11 protein-coding genes and 2 riboswitches are annotated in these 15423 nt (G+C 67.5%); of the genes, 6 read left to right on the plus strand and 5 right to left on the minus strand.

Going from position 1 to position 15423, the window contains the following annotated elements; all coding sequences use genetic code 11:
* Positions 1 to 24: 24 nt before the first annotated feature.
* Complete coding sequence (locus BLS34_RS17515; protein ID WP_028792888.1) at positions 25 to 888, minus strand: isocitrate lyase/PEP mutase family protein; 864 nt, start codon at positions 886 to 888, stop codon at positions 25 to 27.
* Between the two features lie 164 nt (positions 889 to 1052).
* Between BLS34_RS17515 and BLS34_RS17520 the strand changes: the two genes are divergently transcribed.
* The 4 genes from BLS34_RS17520 (at position 1053) to BLS34_RS17535 (ending at position 5830) form a co-directional block, all read left to right on the plus strand.
* On the plus strand, positions 1053 to 2510 hold the full coding sequence (locus BLS34_RS17520; protein ID WP_093152334.1) for an amidase: 1458 nt from the start codon (positions 1053 to 1055) through the stop codon (positions 2508 to 2510).
* An 88-nt stretch (positions 2511 to 2598) separates the two neighbouring features.
* Positions 2599 to 3870 carry a flavin-containing monooxygenase gene (locus BLS34_RS17525; protein WP_093152548.1) on the plus strand — a complete coding sequence of 424 codons (1272 nt, stop codon included), beginning with the start codon at positions 2599 to 2601 and terminating at the stop codon, positions 3868 to 3870.
* A gap of 84 nt (positions 3871 to 3954) precedes the next feature.
* Complete coding sequence (locus BLS34_RS17530) at positions 3955 to 4851, plus strand: NAD(P)-dependent oxidoreductase (protein WP_038013074.1); 897 nt, start codon at positions 3955 to 3957, stop codon at positions 4849 to 4851.
* Positions 4852 to 4963: 112 nt separating this feature from the next.
* Complete coding sequence (locus tag BLS34_RS17535; RefSeq protein ID WP_175474272.1) at positions 4964 to 5830, plus strand: NAD(P)-dependent oxidoreductase; 867 nt, start codon at positions 4964 to 4966, stop codon at positions 5828 to 5830.
* 131 nt (positions 5831 to 5961) lie between these two features.
* On the opposite strand, the gene BLS34_RS17540 is transcribed toward BLS34_RS17535, so the two are convergent.
* Both BLS34_RS17540 and BLS34_RS17545 read right to left on the minus strand, forming a co-directional pair.
* A complete protein-coding gene (locus BLS34_RS17540) occupies positions 5962 to 7059 on the minus strand; it encodes an FAD-binding oxidoreductase (RefSeq protein WP_093152339.1) in 1098 nt (365 codons plus the stop codon).
* Between the two features lie 2 nt (positions 7060 to 7061).
* Positions 7062 to 8306: an aromatic ring-hydroxylating oxygenase subunit alpha gene (locus BLS34_RS17545; protein WP_093152342.1), complete on the minus strand. Its 1245-nt coding sequence runs from the start codon at positions 8304 to 8306 to the stop codon at positions 7062 to 7064.
* 135 nt (positions 8307 to 8441) lie between these two features.
* Positions 8442 to 8622, minus strand: a riboswitch (cobalamin riboswitch).
* A 131-nt stretch (positions 8623 to 8753) separates the two neighbouring features.
* Positions 8754 to 8955: riboswitch (cobalamin riboswitch) on the plus strand.
* A gap of 91 nt (positions 8956 to 9046) precedes the next feature.
* Between BLS34_RS17545 and BLS34_RS17550 the strand changes: the two genes are divergently transcribed.
* Both BLS34_RS17550 and BLS34_RS17555 read left to right on the plus strand, forming a co-directional pair.
* On the plus strand, positions 9047 to 10999 hold the full coding sequence (locus tag BLS34_RS17550; RefSeq protein ID WP_093152344.1) for a ribonucleoside-diphosphate reductase subunit alpha: 1953 nt from the start codon (positions 9047 to 9049) through the stop codon (positions 10997 to 10999).
* Positions 10990 to 12084: a ribonucleotide-diphosphate reductase subunit beta gene (locus BLS34_RS17555; RefSeq protein WP_093152346.1), complete on the plus strand. Its 1095-nt coding sequence runs from the start codon at positions 10990 to 10992 to the stop codon at positions 12082 to 12084. The genes BLS34_RS17550 and BLS34_RS17555 overlap by 10 nt, the downstream gene beginning before the upstream one ends.
* Before the next feature lie 76 nt (positions 12085 to 12160).
* Here the strand turns inward: BLS34_RS17555 and BLS34_RS17560 are convergent, their stop codons facing one another.
* Positions 12161 to 14299 carry a TonB-dependent siderophore receptor gene (locus BLS34_RS17560; RefSeq protein ID WP_093152348.1) on the minus strand — a complete coding sequence of 713 codons (2139 nt, stop codon included), beginning with the start codon at positions 14297 to 14299 and terminating at the stop codon, positions 12161 to 12163.
* 116 nt (positions 14300 to 14415) lie between these two features.
* A complete protein-coding gene (locus tag BLS34_RS17565; RefSeq protein ID WP_139189380.1) occupies positions 14416 to 15246 on the minus strand; it encodes a helix-turn-helix domain-containing protein in 831 nt (276 codons plus the stop codon).
* Positions 15247 to 15423 lie beyond the last annotated feature (177 nt).

Consider the following 15423-nt stretch of genomic DNA (forward strand, 5'->3'; position numbering starts at 1 on the left):
CCCCAGCGGACGAACCCGCGACGGTCAGGCCGGCACGATGAACGGCTTGGCCTGGCTGTCGTACTCGCCGTAGCCCAGTGTGTCGCGGAACTCCGCCGGGGTGAGAGCGCTGGAGGTTTCAGCCTGGCCGGCGGCGAGGGCGGCCAGACCCGCCTTCATGCCGGCGATGGCCGGGGACAGCATGCCGGTCGGGTAGGTGCCGATCTTGAAGCCCAGTTCCGCCGCCTCGGTTTGGCTCGGGCAGGCGCGCGGCGCGCCCGGAGACAGCACGGAGAAGGACGGCCGCCCGTCGGCCGCCTCCACCGCGCGGCGGATCTCGTCATTGTCGGCAGGCGAGTCGAGGAACAGGATGTCGGCCCCCTCCTCCACATACATCTCGATCCGGGCGACGGCCTCGTCGATGCCCTGGGTCGGGCGGCAGTCGGTGCGGGCCAGGACCAGGATGCCGGATTCCTTCGCGGCCTCCACGGCCGCGCGGATCTTCATCCGGGCCTCGTCGCGGGACAGGCAGGGCTTGCCGGCGGCGGTGAGCGCCCTCGGGGTGATCTTGTCTTCGATCAGCACGGCGGCGGCACCGGCCCGGCCATAGGCCCGCACCGTGCGCTGCACGTTCATCGCATTGCCGTAGCCGTGGTCGCCATCGGCCAGCACCAGCGTCTCGGGGGCGGCGGCATGGACCATGTTGAACGAGTCGAACATCTCGCCGAAGGACACCAAATCCAGGTCCGGACCGCCGAGGCGGCTCGCCGCCACGCAGGAGCCGGACAGGAATGCCGTCTTGAACCCGGCCTGGGCGGCGAGCTTGGCGGAGAGACCGTCCCAGGCCGCCGGCATGACGATGAAACCCGGCTCGGCCAGGAGGGCGCGCAGTCTTTCGGGAGCGGTCACGGCTGTTTCCTCACGATTATGATTTTCGGTATCGGGCGACGATAGGAGCCTGTTCCGGCGGCCACAAGCCGGGTTCCGCGCCCGCATCCTGTCCTGCCGATTTGGCATCTTTACCCCCCGGCCTGCGCTTGCTTGAGTTTCCTCCTCACATGCAGGGGAAGACGATGGCGGCGAGTACCGAACTGACGAAGCTGACGGCGCGCGAGGCGGTGCGGCTGCTGGACCTGGGCGAGGTCACGCCGCTGGAGCTGATCGACGCCGCCGCCGCCCGCATCGCCGAGGTCGAGCCGGCGGTCAACGCCCTGCCGACCCTGTGTCTGGACCGCGCCCGCGAAGCCGCCAAGACCCTGACCGAGCGCGCCGGCAAGGGCGAGCCCGGCTGGCTCGCCGGCCTGCCGGTGGCGATCAAGGACCTGATGGACGTGAAGGGCGTGCGCACCACCTACGCCTCGCCGATCTATGCCGACCACGTGCCGGACAGCTCCCATCCCCTGGTCGAGAAGATCGAGGAACGCGGCGGACTGGTCATCGCCAAGTCGAACACCCCGGAATTCGGTGCCGGCGGCAACACCTACAACGAGGTCTTCGGCAAGACCCGCAACCCTTGGAACACCTCCCTCACCCCGGGCGGATCGTCCGGCGGGGCGGCGGTGGCGCTGGCCACGGGCGAGGTCTGGCTGGCCCACGGCTCGGACCATGGCGGCTCCCTGCGCGGCCCGGCGGCCCATACCTCCGTCGTCGGCCTGCGTCCCTCGCCCGGCCGGGTGACGCGCGGCACCGTCAACAACCTGTTCAGCCCCAGCTCGGTGGAAGGGCCGATGGCGCGCAACGTGCCGGACATCGCCCTGTTCCTGGACACCATGGCCGGCCAATGCCCGCGCGACCCGATGAGCCGCCCGGCCCCGGACCGCAGCTTCGTCGGCACGGTGGACGCGGCCCTCGCCGACAAGAAGGCGTGGTGGCCGAAGCGGGTCGCCTTCTCCGCCGATCTCGGCGGTATCGCCCCGATCTCCAAGGCGGTGCGTGGGGTGATCGGCGATGCGGTCCGCAACTTCGAAAAGCTTGGGATTCCGGTCGAGGAAGCCTGCCCGGAGATGGGCGGAATCGGCGAGGCGTTCCAGATCCTGCGGGCCATGATCTTCGTGGTGAACCACGGCGAGCGGCTGAAGACCCACCGCGACCGGATCAAACAGGACATCATCTGGAACACCGAGAAGGGTCTCGCCCTGTCGCCGGAGGAGATCGCCTGGGCCGAGCGGGAACGGGCCGCCTTCTACCGCCGCGTCGCCGACTTCTTCGAGACCTACGACCTGCTGCTGCTGCCGGTCACCGTGCTGCCGCCCTACGACGTCGACAAGACCCGGATCGACGGCGTCGACGGGGTGAAGTTCGACAACTACATCGCCGCCTCGATGACCACATCGTCGATCACCCTGACCGCCTGCCCGTCGCTCTCCCTGCCGGCCGGCTTCACCGACGACGGGCGTCCCGTCGGCATCCAGGTGGTCGGCAAGCCGCACGACGATGCCGGCCTGCTGGCGGCGGCCGCCCTGCTGGAGGACCTGACCGGCCTCGCCGGCAAGCTGCCGATCGACCCGCGTCCGGGCGAACCGATCGACTGAGCGGACCGGCGCGACAGCAAGTCTCTTTGCGCGGCCGCCCGAAGCTGCTTGAGTCGGCTGCGGATCGGGATCGCCAGGGGGCATGGGCATGACGGTTGAGAAGGTAGAGACGCTGGTCGTCGGTGCGGGCCAGGCCGGCGTCGCGATGAGTGCGCATCTGGGGTCGCTCGGCGTCCCGCATCTGGTGCTTGAACGCGGCCGCATCGCCGAGCGCTGGCGGACCGGGCGCTGGGACTCGCTGGTCGCGAACGGCCCCGCCTGGCACGACCGGTTCCCCGGGCTGGAGTTCGACGACGTGCACCCGGACGGCTTCCCGGGCAAGGAGCGGGTGGCGGCCTATTTCGCCGACTATGCCGCGAAGGTGTCGGCCCCGATCCGCTGCGGTGTGGAGGTCACGAAGGTCACCCGCCACCCCGACCGGCCGGGCTTCCACGTGGAGACCTCCGACGGGCCGATCGACGCGACATACGTGGTCGCCGCCACCGGTCCGTTCCAGCGGCCGGTCATCCCCCGCATCGTGCCGCAGAACGCCCCGGTGACGCAGATGCACTCCGCTGCCTACCGCAACCCGGATCAGCTTGCCGAGGGGGCGGTGCTGGTGGTCGGGTGCGGGTCGTCGGGCGCGCAGATCGCCGACGAACTGCTGCGTGCCGGGCGCCGGGTCTATCTCTCGGTCGGACCGCACAACCGCTATCCCCGCCGCTACCGGGAGCGCGACTACTGCTGGTGGCTCGGCGTGCTCGGACGCTGGGACGCGGAGACGCCCGACCCCGACACCCAGCATGTCACCATCGCGGTCAGCGGCGCCTATGGCGGCCATACGGTCGATTTCCGGCGGCTGGCCGAACGCGGCATGACCCTGGTCGGCATGACGGCGGGGTACGAGGACGGGACGATCCGCTTCGCCCCCGACCTGGCCGACAACCTGGCGCGCGGCGACGCGAGCCTGATGTCGGAGTTGGATCAGGCCGACGCCTATATCGCCCGCAACGGTCTCGACCTGCCGGAGGAGCCGGAGATGCGGGTGATCCCGGCTGACCCGGCCTGCCTCACCGATCCGGTCCTCGAACTCGACCTTGCGGGGGCGGGCGTGAGCACGATCCTGTGGGCCACCGGCTACGAATACGATTTCGGCTGGCTGCAGGTGGACGCCTTCGACGCCGCCGGCAAACCGCAGCACAAGCGCGGCGTGTCGGCCGAGCCGGGTCTGTATTTCGTCGGGCTGCCCTGGCTGTCGCGGCGCGGGTCGTCGTTCATCTGGGGGGTGTGGCACGACGCGCTCTACGTGGCCGACCACATCGCCACCCACCGGCAGTATTTCGCCTATGACCAGGAGGCCCGGGCGCGCGCCGGACTCTGAGGTCGCACCGGTCATTTCCCGTATGGTCAGGGGGTCCGCCCGCCCCCTACAAGGAAGGCCAACCAAATCGGGAGGACTATCTCTATGAATGTCGGTTTTATCGGGCTCGGACGCATGGGGCGGCCGATGGCGTCCAACATGGCCCGCAAGGGTTTCCGCCTCGTCGTCAACGACATCAATCCGGACGCGGTGAAGGAGCTTGAAGAGCTTCAGGCCTCCAGCGCGCCCACAGCGGCCGAGGTCGCGAAGAAGAGCGACGTCATCATCACCATGCTGCCCGACGGCCCGGTCGTGCGCGAGGTGGTCGGCGGCGCGGACGGCATCATCGCCAACGCCCCCAAGGGCGCGCTCATCATGGACATGAGCACCGTCGAGCCGGGCACCACCGACGATCTCGCCGCCCAGGCCAAGGCCAAGGGCCTGCGCTATGTGGATGCCCCGGTCGGCCGTCTCGCGGCCCATGCGGATCGCGGCGAGTCGCTGTTCATGGTCGGTGCCGAGCTGGAGGACTTCGAGCTGGTCAAGCCGATGCTCGAGGCCATGGGCACGACGATCTATCACTGCGGCGGGGTCGGCACCGGCACGCGGACCAAGCTGGTGAACAACTTCCTGGCGGTCGCCTCCTGCCAGTTCAACGCCGAGGCGCTGGCCCTGTCCCAGGGCCTGGGGCTGAACCTGGAGAGCACGCTGGACGTGATCTACGGCACCACGGCGATGAACGGTCAGCTCAAGATCAACTGGCCGGACAAGGTGCTGGCCGGCGACACCAGCCCGGGCTTCACCATCGACCTGGCCCATAAGGACCTGTCGCTGATCATGCAGGCGGCCAATACCGCCAAGGTGCCGATGCCGATGGCGGCGGCGGCCCGCGAGATGTTCAGCGCCGCCCGCGCCCGCGGTTTCGGCGCCCAGGACTTCTCCGCCATGGTCGACGCCCATTGCGACCTCGCCAACATCGAGAAGCCGCGCCTCAAGAAGTAACGGATACCGGGTCCCGCCGGCACACGCTCCGGCGGGACCTGCTGGCTTTCGGCACAAGGGAGGCACCGGTCCGACCGCGATGACCCTCCCGGCCGCCCATGGGAGGACGACAATGCGCATCGGATTTCTCGGCATCGGCAATATGGGCCGCCCCATGGCGGGCAAGCTGCTCGATGCCGGCCACGAGCTCTGGGTCCACGACATCCGTGACGAGGCGATGCAGCCGCTGCTGGACCGCCAGGCGCGTCGGGCCGGCTCGCCGGCGGAGTTGGCCGATGCCTGCGACACGGTGGTGGTCTCGCTGCCGACCCTGGCGATCTTCCGCCAAGCCCTGGACGACCTGCTCGCCGGCGGCGCGCTGAAGACCCTGGTGAACACCTGTACCGTCGGCGGGCCCTTCGTCGCCGAGGTCGAGCGGCTCTGCGCCGAGCGCGGCGTGGCGGTGATCGACGCGCCGATCAGCGGCGGACCGGCCGGTGCCGCCGCCGGCACCCTCGCCGTCATGGTGTCCGGCGATCCGGAGACGGTGGCCCGGCTCGACCCGGTGTTCCGCGCCTGGGGGCCCACGGTCGTGGTGGCGGGCGACACACCCGGCGCGGCCCAGACCATGAAGCTGACCAACAACATCCTGTTCGCGGTCGGCCTTGTCGCGACGTCCGAGGCCATGACCATGGCCGAGAAGGGCGGCATCGCGCCGGAGACCATGCTGCAGGTGCTGAACAACGGCACCGGCAAGAACTTCGCCACCACCAACGTGTTCCCCAACAACATCGTCCCGGGCAGCTTCGATTTCGGCGCGACGGTCGAGATCCTGATGAAGGACGTGAACCTTGCCATCGAGCAGGGCGAGTCGCTGGGCGTGCCCATGTGGGTGTGTCAGGCGGCCCGGCTGGTCATGCTGCACGGCAAGTTCCAGGGGCGGGCCGATCAGGATCTGTCTCGGATCGTGGAGATCGTGCGGGACGGGACGAAGCGTTAGTTCCCTCTCCCTTCTCTACACTCCCCGGATTTAGTTACTGTTCCGCGTGATCTGACGGAGGACCGTGCGGCCTCACGCGTATGCCCTGGACTAAATCCGGGGAGTGAGAGAAGAGGAGTGAGTGGCCCCCCTCAGACCTCGACTTCGATCGTTCCGATCGGCTGGGTGCAGCAGGCGAGCACATAACCCTCCTCCACCTCGTCCTCGCGGATGCCGCCGTTGTGGACCATGTGGGTCTGACCCGACCTCACATGGACCTTGCAGGTGCCGCAGACGCCGAACTGGCAGCCGCTGGGAATGTTCAGACCGGCCTCGCGCGCCACCGACAGGATGGTGTCGGTCTCGTGGCACGACGCCTCCAGATCTGAGGCCAGGAAGCGGATGCGCGCCTTCTTGCTCTCGTCCGGAATGACGTCGTCCGGCTCGTCCACTGCCGCCGGATCGGTCACCGGGGCGTGGAAGCTCTCCTCGTGATAGCGCTCCATGTCGAAGCCGGCGGCGTTCAGAACGTCGCGCACCGCCTGCATGAAGGCCGCCGGGCCGCAGCAGAAGATCTCGCGCTCGAAATAGTCCGGCGCGATCAGCTCCAGCATCAGCCCGTTCAGCCGTCCGCGATAGCCGGTCCACACGCTGTAGGGGTCCGGCTCGCTGACCACCCAGGCGAGGTTGAAGGACGGCACGCGGGCGGCCATGCGTTCCAGCTCGGCCCGGAAGATGATCTCCGAGGGGCGCCGGGCGCAGTTGATGAAGGCGATGTCGCAATGCCGGCCCTGGTCGAAGAACCAGCGGGTCATCGACATCATCGGCGTGATGCCCGACCCGGCGGAGATGAACAGGTACTTGTCCGACGGCCAGGTATGGCAGGAGAAGAACCCGGCCGGCCCGAAGGCCTTCAGCCTTCCGCCGACCTGCAGATTGTCGAACAACCAGCGGGTGCCGACGCTATCGTCCTGCAGCTTCACGGTGATGGCGATCAGCATCGGCCGCGACGGGCTGGAGGACAGGGTATAGGTCCGGTGCACCGTGCCCGACGGCAGCGGGATCTCCAGGGTGATGAACTGGCCCGGCTGATAGCGGAACCAGCTCTCCTCCGGCGTCTGAAAGCAGTAGGTGCGGGCACTGGCGGTTTCCGGCAGCACCGCCACGCATTCCAGCATCTGCGACTGGGCGTTCCAGGGAACCAACTCGTCCAGACTGCGGAAGCGCGGCAGGGCCTCGATCGACCGCATAGTCACGCGACCTCGCTGCGGCGCTCCGGGGTGCCGCCGAGACGGCGGCGCATGGTGCCGGTGTACCAGTCGACGAACTGGATCACCCCGGCCTCCTGGGTCGGAGAGTACGGCCCCGGCTCGTAGGCGGGGGAGTTCACGCCGATCTGGTTCTCCTCCACCACCTTGCGGTCCTGCTCGTTGGTGGCGAGCCAGACCTTGGTCAGCTCGTCGAGGTCGTAATCGACGCCCTCCACCGCATCGCGGTGCACCAGCCACTTCGTGGTGACGACGGTCTGGGTCGGCCCCACCGGCAGCAGGCGGAACGAGATCGCATGGTCGCCCAGCACGTGGTTCCAGGTGGTGGGATAATGGTACATCAGCAGCGCGCCGAGGCCGGAGCTGCGCACCGCGTCGCTCAGTGGCCGCTTCACGGCAGGCTTGCTGGACATGGTGTAGCTCTCCGCGTTGCGCAGCAGCGGCATGCGGGTGATGCGGTACTGGGCGTCGTCGGCCATGTCGAAGCCGCTAGGCAGGCCGAGGGCCCGACATTTCTCCCAAAGCGCCACGAGGGCCGGATCTCCCTCGCTGCCATTCGGGTCGGCATGGGTGACCGTGTCGGGGAAGGTGCGGCAGAGTTCGGGATGGCTGCCGGCGCAGTGATAGCACTCGCGGTTGTTCTCCCAGACCAGCTTCCAGTTGCCGTTCTCGATGATCGTGGTCTCGTGCGCCACCTTGGCATCGCGCAGGCGGTGCGGCGCCAGGTACGGCTCGATCATCGCGCGGACCGGAGCGAAGTCCGGCGCCCGGTCGGCGACGCAGATGAACAGATAGCCCGCCACGCCTTCGCAATGCACCGGCTTCAGGCCGTAGGAGGCGGGATCGAAGCCCGGTCCCATATCGCGGGCGAAGAGCAGCCGGCCGTCCAGTTCGTAGGTCCACTGGTGATAGGGACAGACCAGCTTGGCGACTGCGCCCTTCTCCGCCGAACACAGACGCGAGCCGCGGTGGCGGCAGGCGTTGTGGAAGGCGCGGATCTCGCCATCGGCACCGCGGATCACGATCACCGGATAGGCGCCGACCTGCACCGTGATGTAGCTGCCGGGCTTCGCCAGCTCGCAGTCATGGCCGACGAACAGCCAGTCGCGGTAGTAGATGAGCTCCAGATCCAGGGCGTAGGTCTCGGGCGAGACGTACAGCTCCCGGTCGAGGCTGAAGCCTGATTTCTGGCGAAGAAGCAGTTCCTGAGTCCGAAGCCGCGCATCCATCACATCACCCCGCGTCGAAGACACGTTTCATTGTTCGGGTCCGATGGATGAAAGCGGCGTCAGCGGCCGGGCGTCCGGAACCCAGACATGCCGACGCGCAGCCCGCCGATCGCCCACCGCGATCCCCTGGCCGTCCCGAGGCTGGTTTCCGGACTCTGGAGCGGCCCTTGCGGACCCACGCGGCGCCTTCCCGGTGATCCCAGTGGCTGTTTGCCGCGCTGCACTCCAATACCGTTGCGGGGGCAGTACCGGTATCGCACCGGCTTCCCAATTATCCACCCGCCGGCTCCTCCCAGCCAAACGGACAGCACCTCGATTATCGCCAAGGCTACGCCCGATCCGGCCTCGACGGTGCGTCCCTCTGCGACCTCCGCTTGTCCGCCACCGACATGCCCGGCGGCCCCGGAAGCGTCACAGGAAAGGATTGACGCCATGGCGCAAATCATTACTAAATGCAGCGTTCACGGTCCCTGGATAACCAATATCTAGGGCTAAGAGGGAATTCCGGTGCAAGACCGGAGCTGCCCCCGCAACTGTAAGCGGCTAGCGGCTGTCGATGAGGGGTCACTGGTGTCCATGGGACGCTGGGAAGGCCAGACAGTCGTTCGGACCCGCGAGCCAGGAGACCTGCCGTGCGCGCATATCCGTCCCGGGCGGGGTGATCCGGAAGGCGCTTGCTGGGCTGTTGCCCGTTCCCGCAGGCCCTCCCGACTCCCCCTCCACCGACACGAGGGGTGTCCATGTCTACGCAGCTGGCCTACGACTTTGACGAAACTGGCAATTTCTCGCCCGCTCCCGCCGCGCCGAGGGCGCCGGCGACCGCCCGGCCCACGGCTCCGGCGGCTGCGGTGACACCGGCCCGGCCAGAGCCGCAGCGCGCGCCCCTGCCGCGTCCGCTGGCGAAGGCGCCCACCCCCGACGATCTGGTGCTCGACCGGGGTCGTGATTCGCTGCTGACCGAGTTCGGCAAGGCCACCCTGCGCGACCGCTACCTGATGCCGGGCGAGGACTTCCAGGCAATGTTCGCCCGGGTGTCCTGCGCCTATGCCGACGACATCGACCACGCCCAGCGGCTGTACGACGCCATGTCCCGCCTGTGGTTCATGCCGGCGACCCCGATCCTGAGCAACGGCGGCACCACCCGCGGCCTGCCGATCTCCTGCTTCCTGAACACCGTGCCGGATTCCCTCGACGGTATCGTGAACACCTGGAACGAGAATGTCTGGCTGGCGGCGAACGGCGGCGGCATCGGCACCTATTGGGGCAAGGTGCGCTCGATCGGCGAAGCGGTGAAGGGCACCGGCGAGACCTCGGGCATCATCCCCTTCATCCATGTCATGGACGGCCTGACCCTGGCGATCAGCCAGGGCTCCCTGAGGCGCGGCTCGGCGGCTGTGTATCTCGACATCCACCACCCGGAGATCGAGGAGTTCCTGGAGATCCGCAAGGCCAGCGGAGACTTCAACCGCAAGGGCCTCAACCTGCATCACGGCATCAACGTCACCGACGCCTTCATGGAGGCGGTGCGCGACGGCGCGATGTTCGACCTGAAGAGCCCGAAGGACGGCGCGGTCATGCGCCAGGTGGACGCCCGCCAGCTTTGGCAGCGCATCCTGGAGACCCGCCTGCAGACCGGCGAGCCGTACCTGCTCTACATCGACAGCGTGAACAACAATCTGCCCAAGCATCAGCGCGAGCTGGGGCTGAAAGTTTCGACGTCCAATCTCTGCAGCGAGATCACTCTGCCGACCGGTGCGGATCATTTGGGCGAGGAGCGCACCGCCGTGTGTTGCCTGTCCTCGCTGAACATCGAGACCTGGGAGCAGTGGAACGAGGAGCCGGGCTTCGTCGAGGACGTGCTGCGGATGCTCGACAACGTGCTGACCAGCTTCATCGAGAACGCCCCGGACGGCATGTCCCGGGCGCGCTACTCGGCCATGCGCGAGCGCTCGGTCGGTCTGGGCGTGATGGGCTTCCACTCCTTCCTGCAGGCTCAGGGCATCCCGTTCGAGAGCGCCCTGGCGAAGTCCTGGAACATGCGGATCTTCAAGAAGATCCGGCGCGAGGCCGATGCCGCCTCCGTGACCCTGGCCGAGGAGCGCGGCCCCTGCCCCGACGCCGCCGAGCGCGGCATGCAGAGCCGGTTCAGCCACAAGCTGGCGATCGCCCCGACAGCGTCGATCAGCATCATCTGCGGCGGCACCAGCGCCTGCATCGAGCCGATCCCGGCGAACATCTACACCCACAAGACCCTGTCGGGCGCCTTTACCGTCCGCAACCCGCACCTCAAGAAGCTACTGGCGGCCAAGGGCGCCGACACCTCTCAGATCTGGGAAAGCATCCTGGAGCACGAGGGCTCGGTGCAGCATCTCGACTGCTTGAGCGAGGACGAGAAGTCGATGTTCCGCACGGCCTTCGAGATCGATCCGCGCTGGCTGATCGACTTCGCCGCCGACCGCGCGCCGTTCATCTGCCAGAGCCAGTCGCTCAACCTGTTCCTGCCGGCCGACATCCACAAGTGGGACCTGCACATGCTGCACTGGACCGCCTGGGAGCGGGGCATCAAGAGCCTGTATTACTGCCGCTCCAAATCGGTCAGCCGGGCCGGGTTCGCCGGACAGCTCGAAGCCGTGGAGCGCCAGGCCTTCACCGTCGAGCCGACCGATTACGAGGAGTGCCTGTCATGTCAGTGAACCCCGCTGCGACCTCCCTGGTCCATCTCGACCCGCGCGAGCTGATCGGCACCGGCCGGGTCGGCCTGCTGGAATCGACCGGCACCTACGACGTCAGCCGCTACGGCTGGGCCTACGAGTTCTGGAAGCGCCAGCAGCAGACCCATTGGATGGGCGAGGAAGTGCCGCTGGGCGGCGACCTCAAGGACTGGGCCTCGCCGCGGGTGAGCGAGGCGGAGCGGGCCCTGCTGACCCAGATCTTCCGCTTCTTCACCCAGTCGGACGTGGAGGTCGGCGACAACTACCTCAAGCGCTACATCCCGATTTTCCAGCCCCTGGAAATCCAGATGATGATGGCGGCCTTCACCAACATGGAGACCGTCCATATCGACGCCTATGCCCTGCTGCTGACCACGCTGGGCATGCCGCAGGCGGAGTTCGAGGCGTTCCGCGACTACGACGCCATGCGCTCCAAGGCCGACTACATGCACACCTTCGGCGTCGGCACGGTCGGCGACGTCGCCCGCACTCTCGCGATGTTCGGCGCCTTCACCGAGGGTATGGCGCTGTTCGCCAGCTTTGCCATGCTGCTGAACTTCCCGCGACACAACAAGATGAACGGCATGGGCCAGATCGTCAGTTGGTCGGTGCGTGACGAGAGCCTGCACTGCGAGGGCATCGTGCGGCTGTTCCACGAGTGGAACCGCGAGACCGGCGCGCTGACCCCGGCGGTGCGCGACGACATCGTCGACGTGGCGAAGACCATGGTGAGCCTGGAGGAAGGCTTCGTGGATCTCGCCTTCGAGCTCGGCGAGATCGAGGGCATGACGGCGCAGGACATCAAGGACTACGTCCGCTACATCGCCGACTGGCGCCTGACCCAGCTTAAGCTGCCGACGGTGTTCGGCTGCTTCGAGGCGGTGGAAGGCGGCTACCGCCAGCTCAAGCCGCATCCCCTGCCCTGGCTGGTGGAGATCCTGAACGGGGTCGAGCACGCCAACTTCTTCGAGCAGCGGGCGACCGAGTATTCCAAGGCCGCCAGCCGCGGAAGCTGGGACGGCGCCGACGGCGTGTGGTCGATGTTCGAGACCCGCAAGCAGGCTTAAATCCCCTCGCAGGTTCAAAGGCATAAGAGGCGGCCCTCGGGCCGCCTCTTCGCGTGAGACGTAGGTTTCCTGAGGCTTACCAGGTCGCCTTCAGGGTCAGCATGACCTCGCGGCCGGCGCCGTAGGAGCAGACGTATTCGGTCTGGCAGCCGGTTACGTAACGCTTGTCCGCCACGTTGGTGGCCGACAGGTTCAGATCCAGGTTCTCGGACAGTTCATAGCCGGCATAGAGATCGAACAGGGTGGCGTCCGGCACGGTCAGCGTGTTGGCGTCGTTGGCGTAGCTCTCGCCGCGGTGGCGCACGCCCGCACCGATCGACACGCCGTCCAGCGGGCCCTGAAACGCGTATTCTGCCCGCAGGGTCAGCTCGTGTTCCGGGATCAGGGTCGGGGTGTTGCCGATCAGCGAGGCGTCGGTGTCCTCGGTCACCTCGGCGTCGAGCACGGTGGCGGTCCCGACGACGGTCAGGCCGAAGCCGAACTGGTAGCCGCCCTCGAACTCGAATCCGGTCGAGCGCACTGCGCCGAGCTGGTTGTAGTTCGGGAACGCCCCGGTCACGACGTTCTCCCGGTCGATCTGGAAGGCGGCAGCCATCAGGTAGAAGTTCTCGCCCTCCGGCGCCCATTTCACACCGGCCTCGACCTGCTCGCCGCTCTCCGGCTCGGTCACGCCGTTGGCCGGCGAGGTGATCAGCGGGTTGAAGAAGCTGGAGTAGCTGACATAGGGCGTGATGCCGAGAGGGAACTCGTAGCCGACCGCGGCGCGCCAGGAGCTCTCGCTGTCGCTGCGCTCGAAGCCGGCGGCCCCGTCCTGCTCGGTCTCCACGAAGTCGTGGCGCAGGTTGCCGGTCACGATCCAGCCGTCGCCGAAGCGGAGCTGATCCTGCACATACAGACCGGTCTGCGACTGGGTCGTGGTGGCGTCCTGATACGGCGCGCCCAGGGTCGGGGTGCCGGGGTTGGTCGGGTTGACCACCTGGTTCGTGCCGAAGCCGGAGGCCTGGGTCTCGTCGAGCCAGTAGTACCGGGCGTCCAGGCCGAACAGCAGATCGTGGCTGACCGGGCCGGTATGCACCGTGCCGTAGTACCGGATGTCGGTCTGGGCGGTGCGGACCAGTGTGTCGTGCTCGAAGGCGATCAGGCTGAGGGTGCCCTGGGCATCGCTCGGCGTGGTCGCATAGCCGGCATAGCCGAACGGGTAGTAGTAGCTCTCCTCCACGCTGGCGACCCCGGCACGGCCGATGCCGGTCAGGGTGAAGTCGTTGTCGAAGGTGTGCTCGGCGATGGCGGTCGCGGAGAACTGCTCGCGCTTGTAGCTGTCCCAGTCCTCGTCGGAGAAGTTCGCGTCCCGGTCGATATGGCCGAACTGCTCGGTCGCGGTGACGGTGCCGGCATAGGGCAGGAAGCTGCTGCCGTTATGCTTCTCGTCGGCGATATGGGCATTGGCCAGCAGGGTGACCTCGGTGCCGTGGCTGGTCTCGAACTTGTAGGATGGGGCCAGGGTGCCGCGCACGCCTTCGTTCAGGTCGTCATACTTGTCGCCGCCCTTGATCTTGCCGACCACGCGATAGGACTGGCCGTTCTCCAGCGGATCGCCGTAGTCGAAGGAGAGCGAGGCCGCCGGCGCATCCTCGATGCCCAGCACCAACTCACGCACCCGCTCGCCCGGGCGCTTGGAGATGTAGTTGACGATACCACCCGGATTGGAGCCGCCATACAGCGCCGAGGACGGGCCCCGCAGAACCTCGATCCGCTCCAGCGTGTAGGTGTCCATGTAGAACGACCCGAAGGCGAAGGAGAGGTTCTGGGCATTGTCCAGATAGGTGCCGGTCTGGTCCGCCTGGAAGCCGCGGATGCGCAGCCAGTCGTAATCGGTGTCGTTGCCGAAGACATCGGCGGTCACGCCCGGGGTATAGCGCAGTGCCTCGCTGACGCTGTCGGCGTTGAACCGCTCCAGGTCCTCCCTGCCCAGGATCGACAGGGACTGGGGCACTTCGGTCGCATAAACCGGCACCTTGGAGCCGGTCACGGTCGGCGGATTGTTGCTCTCCCCCACCGGACCGGTCGCGTCCTCCTGGTTGCCCAGGACCTGCACCGGCTCAAGAACCAGGACCTTGTCGGCGTCCTGCGCCAGGGCGGAGCCCGCGGTCGACACCATCAGGGCGGACAGGACAAAACGCAGGGCCAAGCCCCGCCGCGAAGCCGTTCTGCTCATCTCGCAATTCCCCCAGTAAAGCACGCCGTCAGAACCGGGCGCCGAGGGCGCGGACGGCGGTAAACGATCATCCGCCCTGCTTAGAGTCGCGCCGGAAGCCTGTCTTGAACGAACGCCTAGGCTTTTGAACAAACGTGCCGCTTGGTCCAGCGGCCCGGCGAAATGCCCGTGGCGTGGCGGAAGCAGCGGCTGAAATGCGCCTGGTCGGCGAAGCCGGTGTCATGGGCGACCTGCGACAGCAGCGCCCCCTCGCTGAGCAGACGCTGGGCCTGCTTGATCCGGGTACCCATCACCCATTGATGCGGCGACAGGCCGGCGACCTCCTTGAACCGGCGGGTGAAGCGCGAGCGCGACATGCCGGCCACCGAAGCGAGCTCGTCGACGCTCGGATGCCGGTCCAGCCGGTCCAGCACGTGGTCCATCACCTGGTCCATCCAGGCGGGGGCCGCGCGCTCCGCGCTGTGCCGGGCGCCGAGATGGAAGAACTCGTGGATCACGCCGCAGGCCAGCGCCTCGCTGTAACCGCCGGGCCGCTCCGGGCGTCGGCATTCGTCGGCCAGCAGCGCGCAGAGCCGGCGCAGCTCCATGCTGTCGGGCAGGAACAGCGCGGCGTCGAGATCGACCGACGGGCCGACGATCCGGCGCAACCGGCTCTCGTCCACATGGATATCGATATGTTCCAGATCGCCGACGGTCGCCAGCCGGCCGCAGAGCGGCACGCCGGCCGGCACGAAAAAGGCGGAGCACAGGGACGGGTCGGCCGCACCCGTCGGACCCAGGGCGATCTGCGCACCGTCGAAGAACACGACGAAGCGCGGGTCCGGCGATACATACCGGCCGCCCGCACCCTGCCGCGCCTCGACCCGCCACAGGTCAATGGCCATCCACTCGAACTTGAGGCAGCTGACCGCGTCGATCGGCACGATCCGATCGACGGTCGATGTCATCCTTGGCCTGAACTGCAACGCCCGCTCCGCCGATGAATGTCGAAATCCGAAGGCACCATACCCGACAATTTTGCGAATGAGAACGATTCGCATTACATGCCATCTGCTTCCAGGCGAGAAGCCCTGTCTCCGGCCGACAGGCGCGTGGCCGGCGCGCCCCGAAATGCCGGTGAAACC

It is taken from the genome of Thalassobaculum litoreum DSM 18839 (genome assembly GCF_900102465.1).
Taxonomy (GTDB): domain Bacteria; phylum Pseudomonadota; class Alphaproteobacteria; order Thalassobaculales; family Thalassobaculaceae; genus Thalassobaculum; species Thalassobaculum litoreum.

Bases quoted from the DNA above. Each gene is read 5' to 3' on its own strand.
- BLS34_RS17520 (WP_093152334.1), top strand. From the start codon at position 1,053: ATGGCGGCGAGTACCGAACTGACGAAGCTGACGGCGCGCGAGGCGGTG.
- BLS34_RS17560 (WP_093152348.1), bottom strand. From the start codon at position 14,299: ATGAGCAGAACGGCTTCGCGGCGGGGCTTGGCCCTGCGTTTTGTCCTG.
- BLS34_RS17550 (WP_093152344.1), top strand. From the start codon at position 9,047: ATGTCTACGCAGCTGGCCTACGACTTTGACGAAACTGGCAATTTCTCG.
- BLS34_RS17555 (WP_093152346.1), top strand. From the start codon at position 10,990: ATGTCAGTGAACCCCGCTGCGACCTCCCTGGTCCATCTCGACCCGCGC.
- BLS34_RS17540 (WP_093152339.1), bottom strand. From the start codon at position 7,059: ATGCGGTCGATCGAGGCCCTGCCGCGCTTCCGCAGTCTGGACGAGTTG.
- BLS34_RS17545 (WP_093152342.1), bottom strand. From the start codon at position 8,306: ATGGATGCGCGGCTTCGGACTCAGGAACTGCTTCTTCGCCAGAAATCA.
- BLS34_RS17530 (WP_038013074.1), top strand. From the start codon at position 3,955: ATGAATGTCGGTTTTATCGGGCTCGGACGCATGGGGCGGCCGATGGCG.
- BLS34_RS17565 (WP_139189380.1), bottom strand. From the start codon at position 15,246: ATGACATCGACCGTCGATCGGATCGTGCCGATCGACGCGGTCAGCTGC.
- BLS34_RS17525 (WP_093152548.1), top strand. From the start codon at position 2,599: ATGACGGTTGAGAAGGTAGAGACGCTGGTCGTCGGTGCGGGCCAGGCC.
- BLS34_RS17535 (WP_175474272.1), top strand. From the start codon at position 4,964: ATGCGCATCGGATTTCTCGGCATCGGCAATATGGGCCGCCCCATGGCG.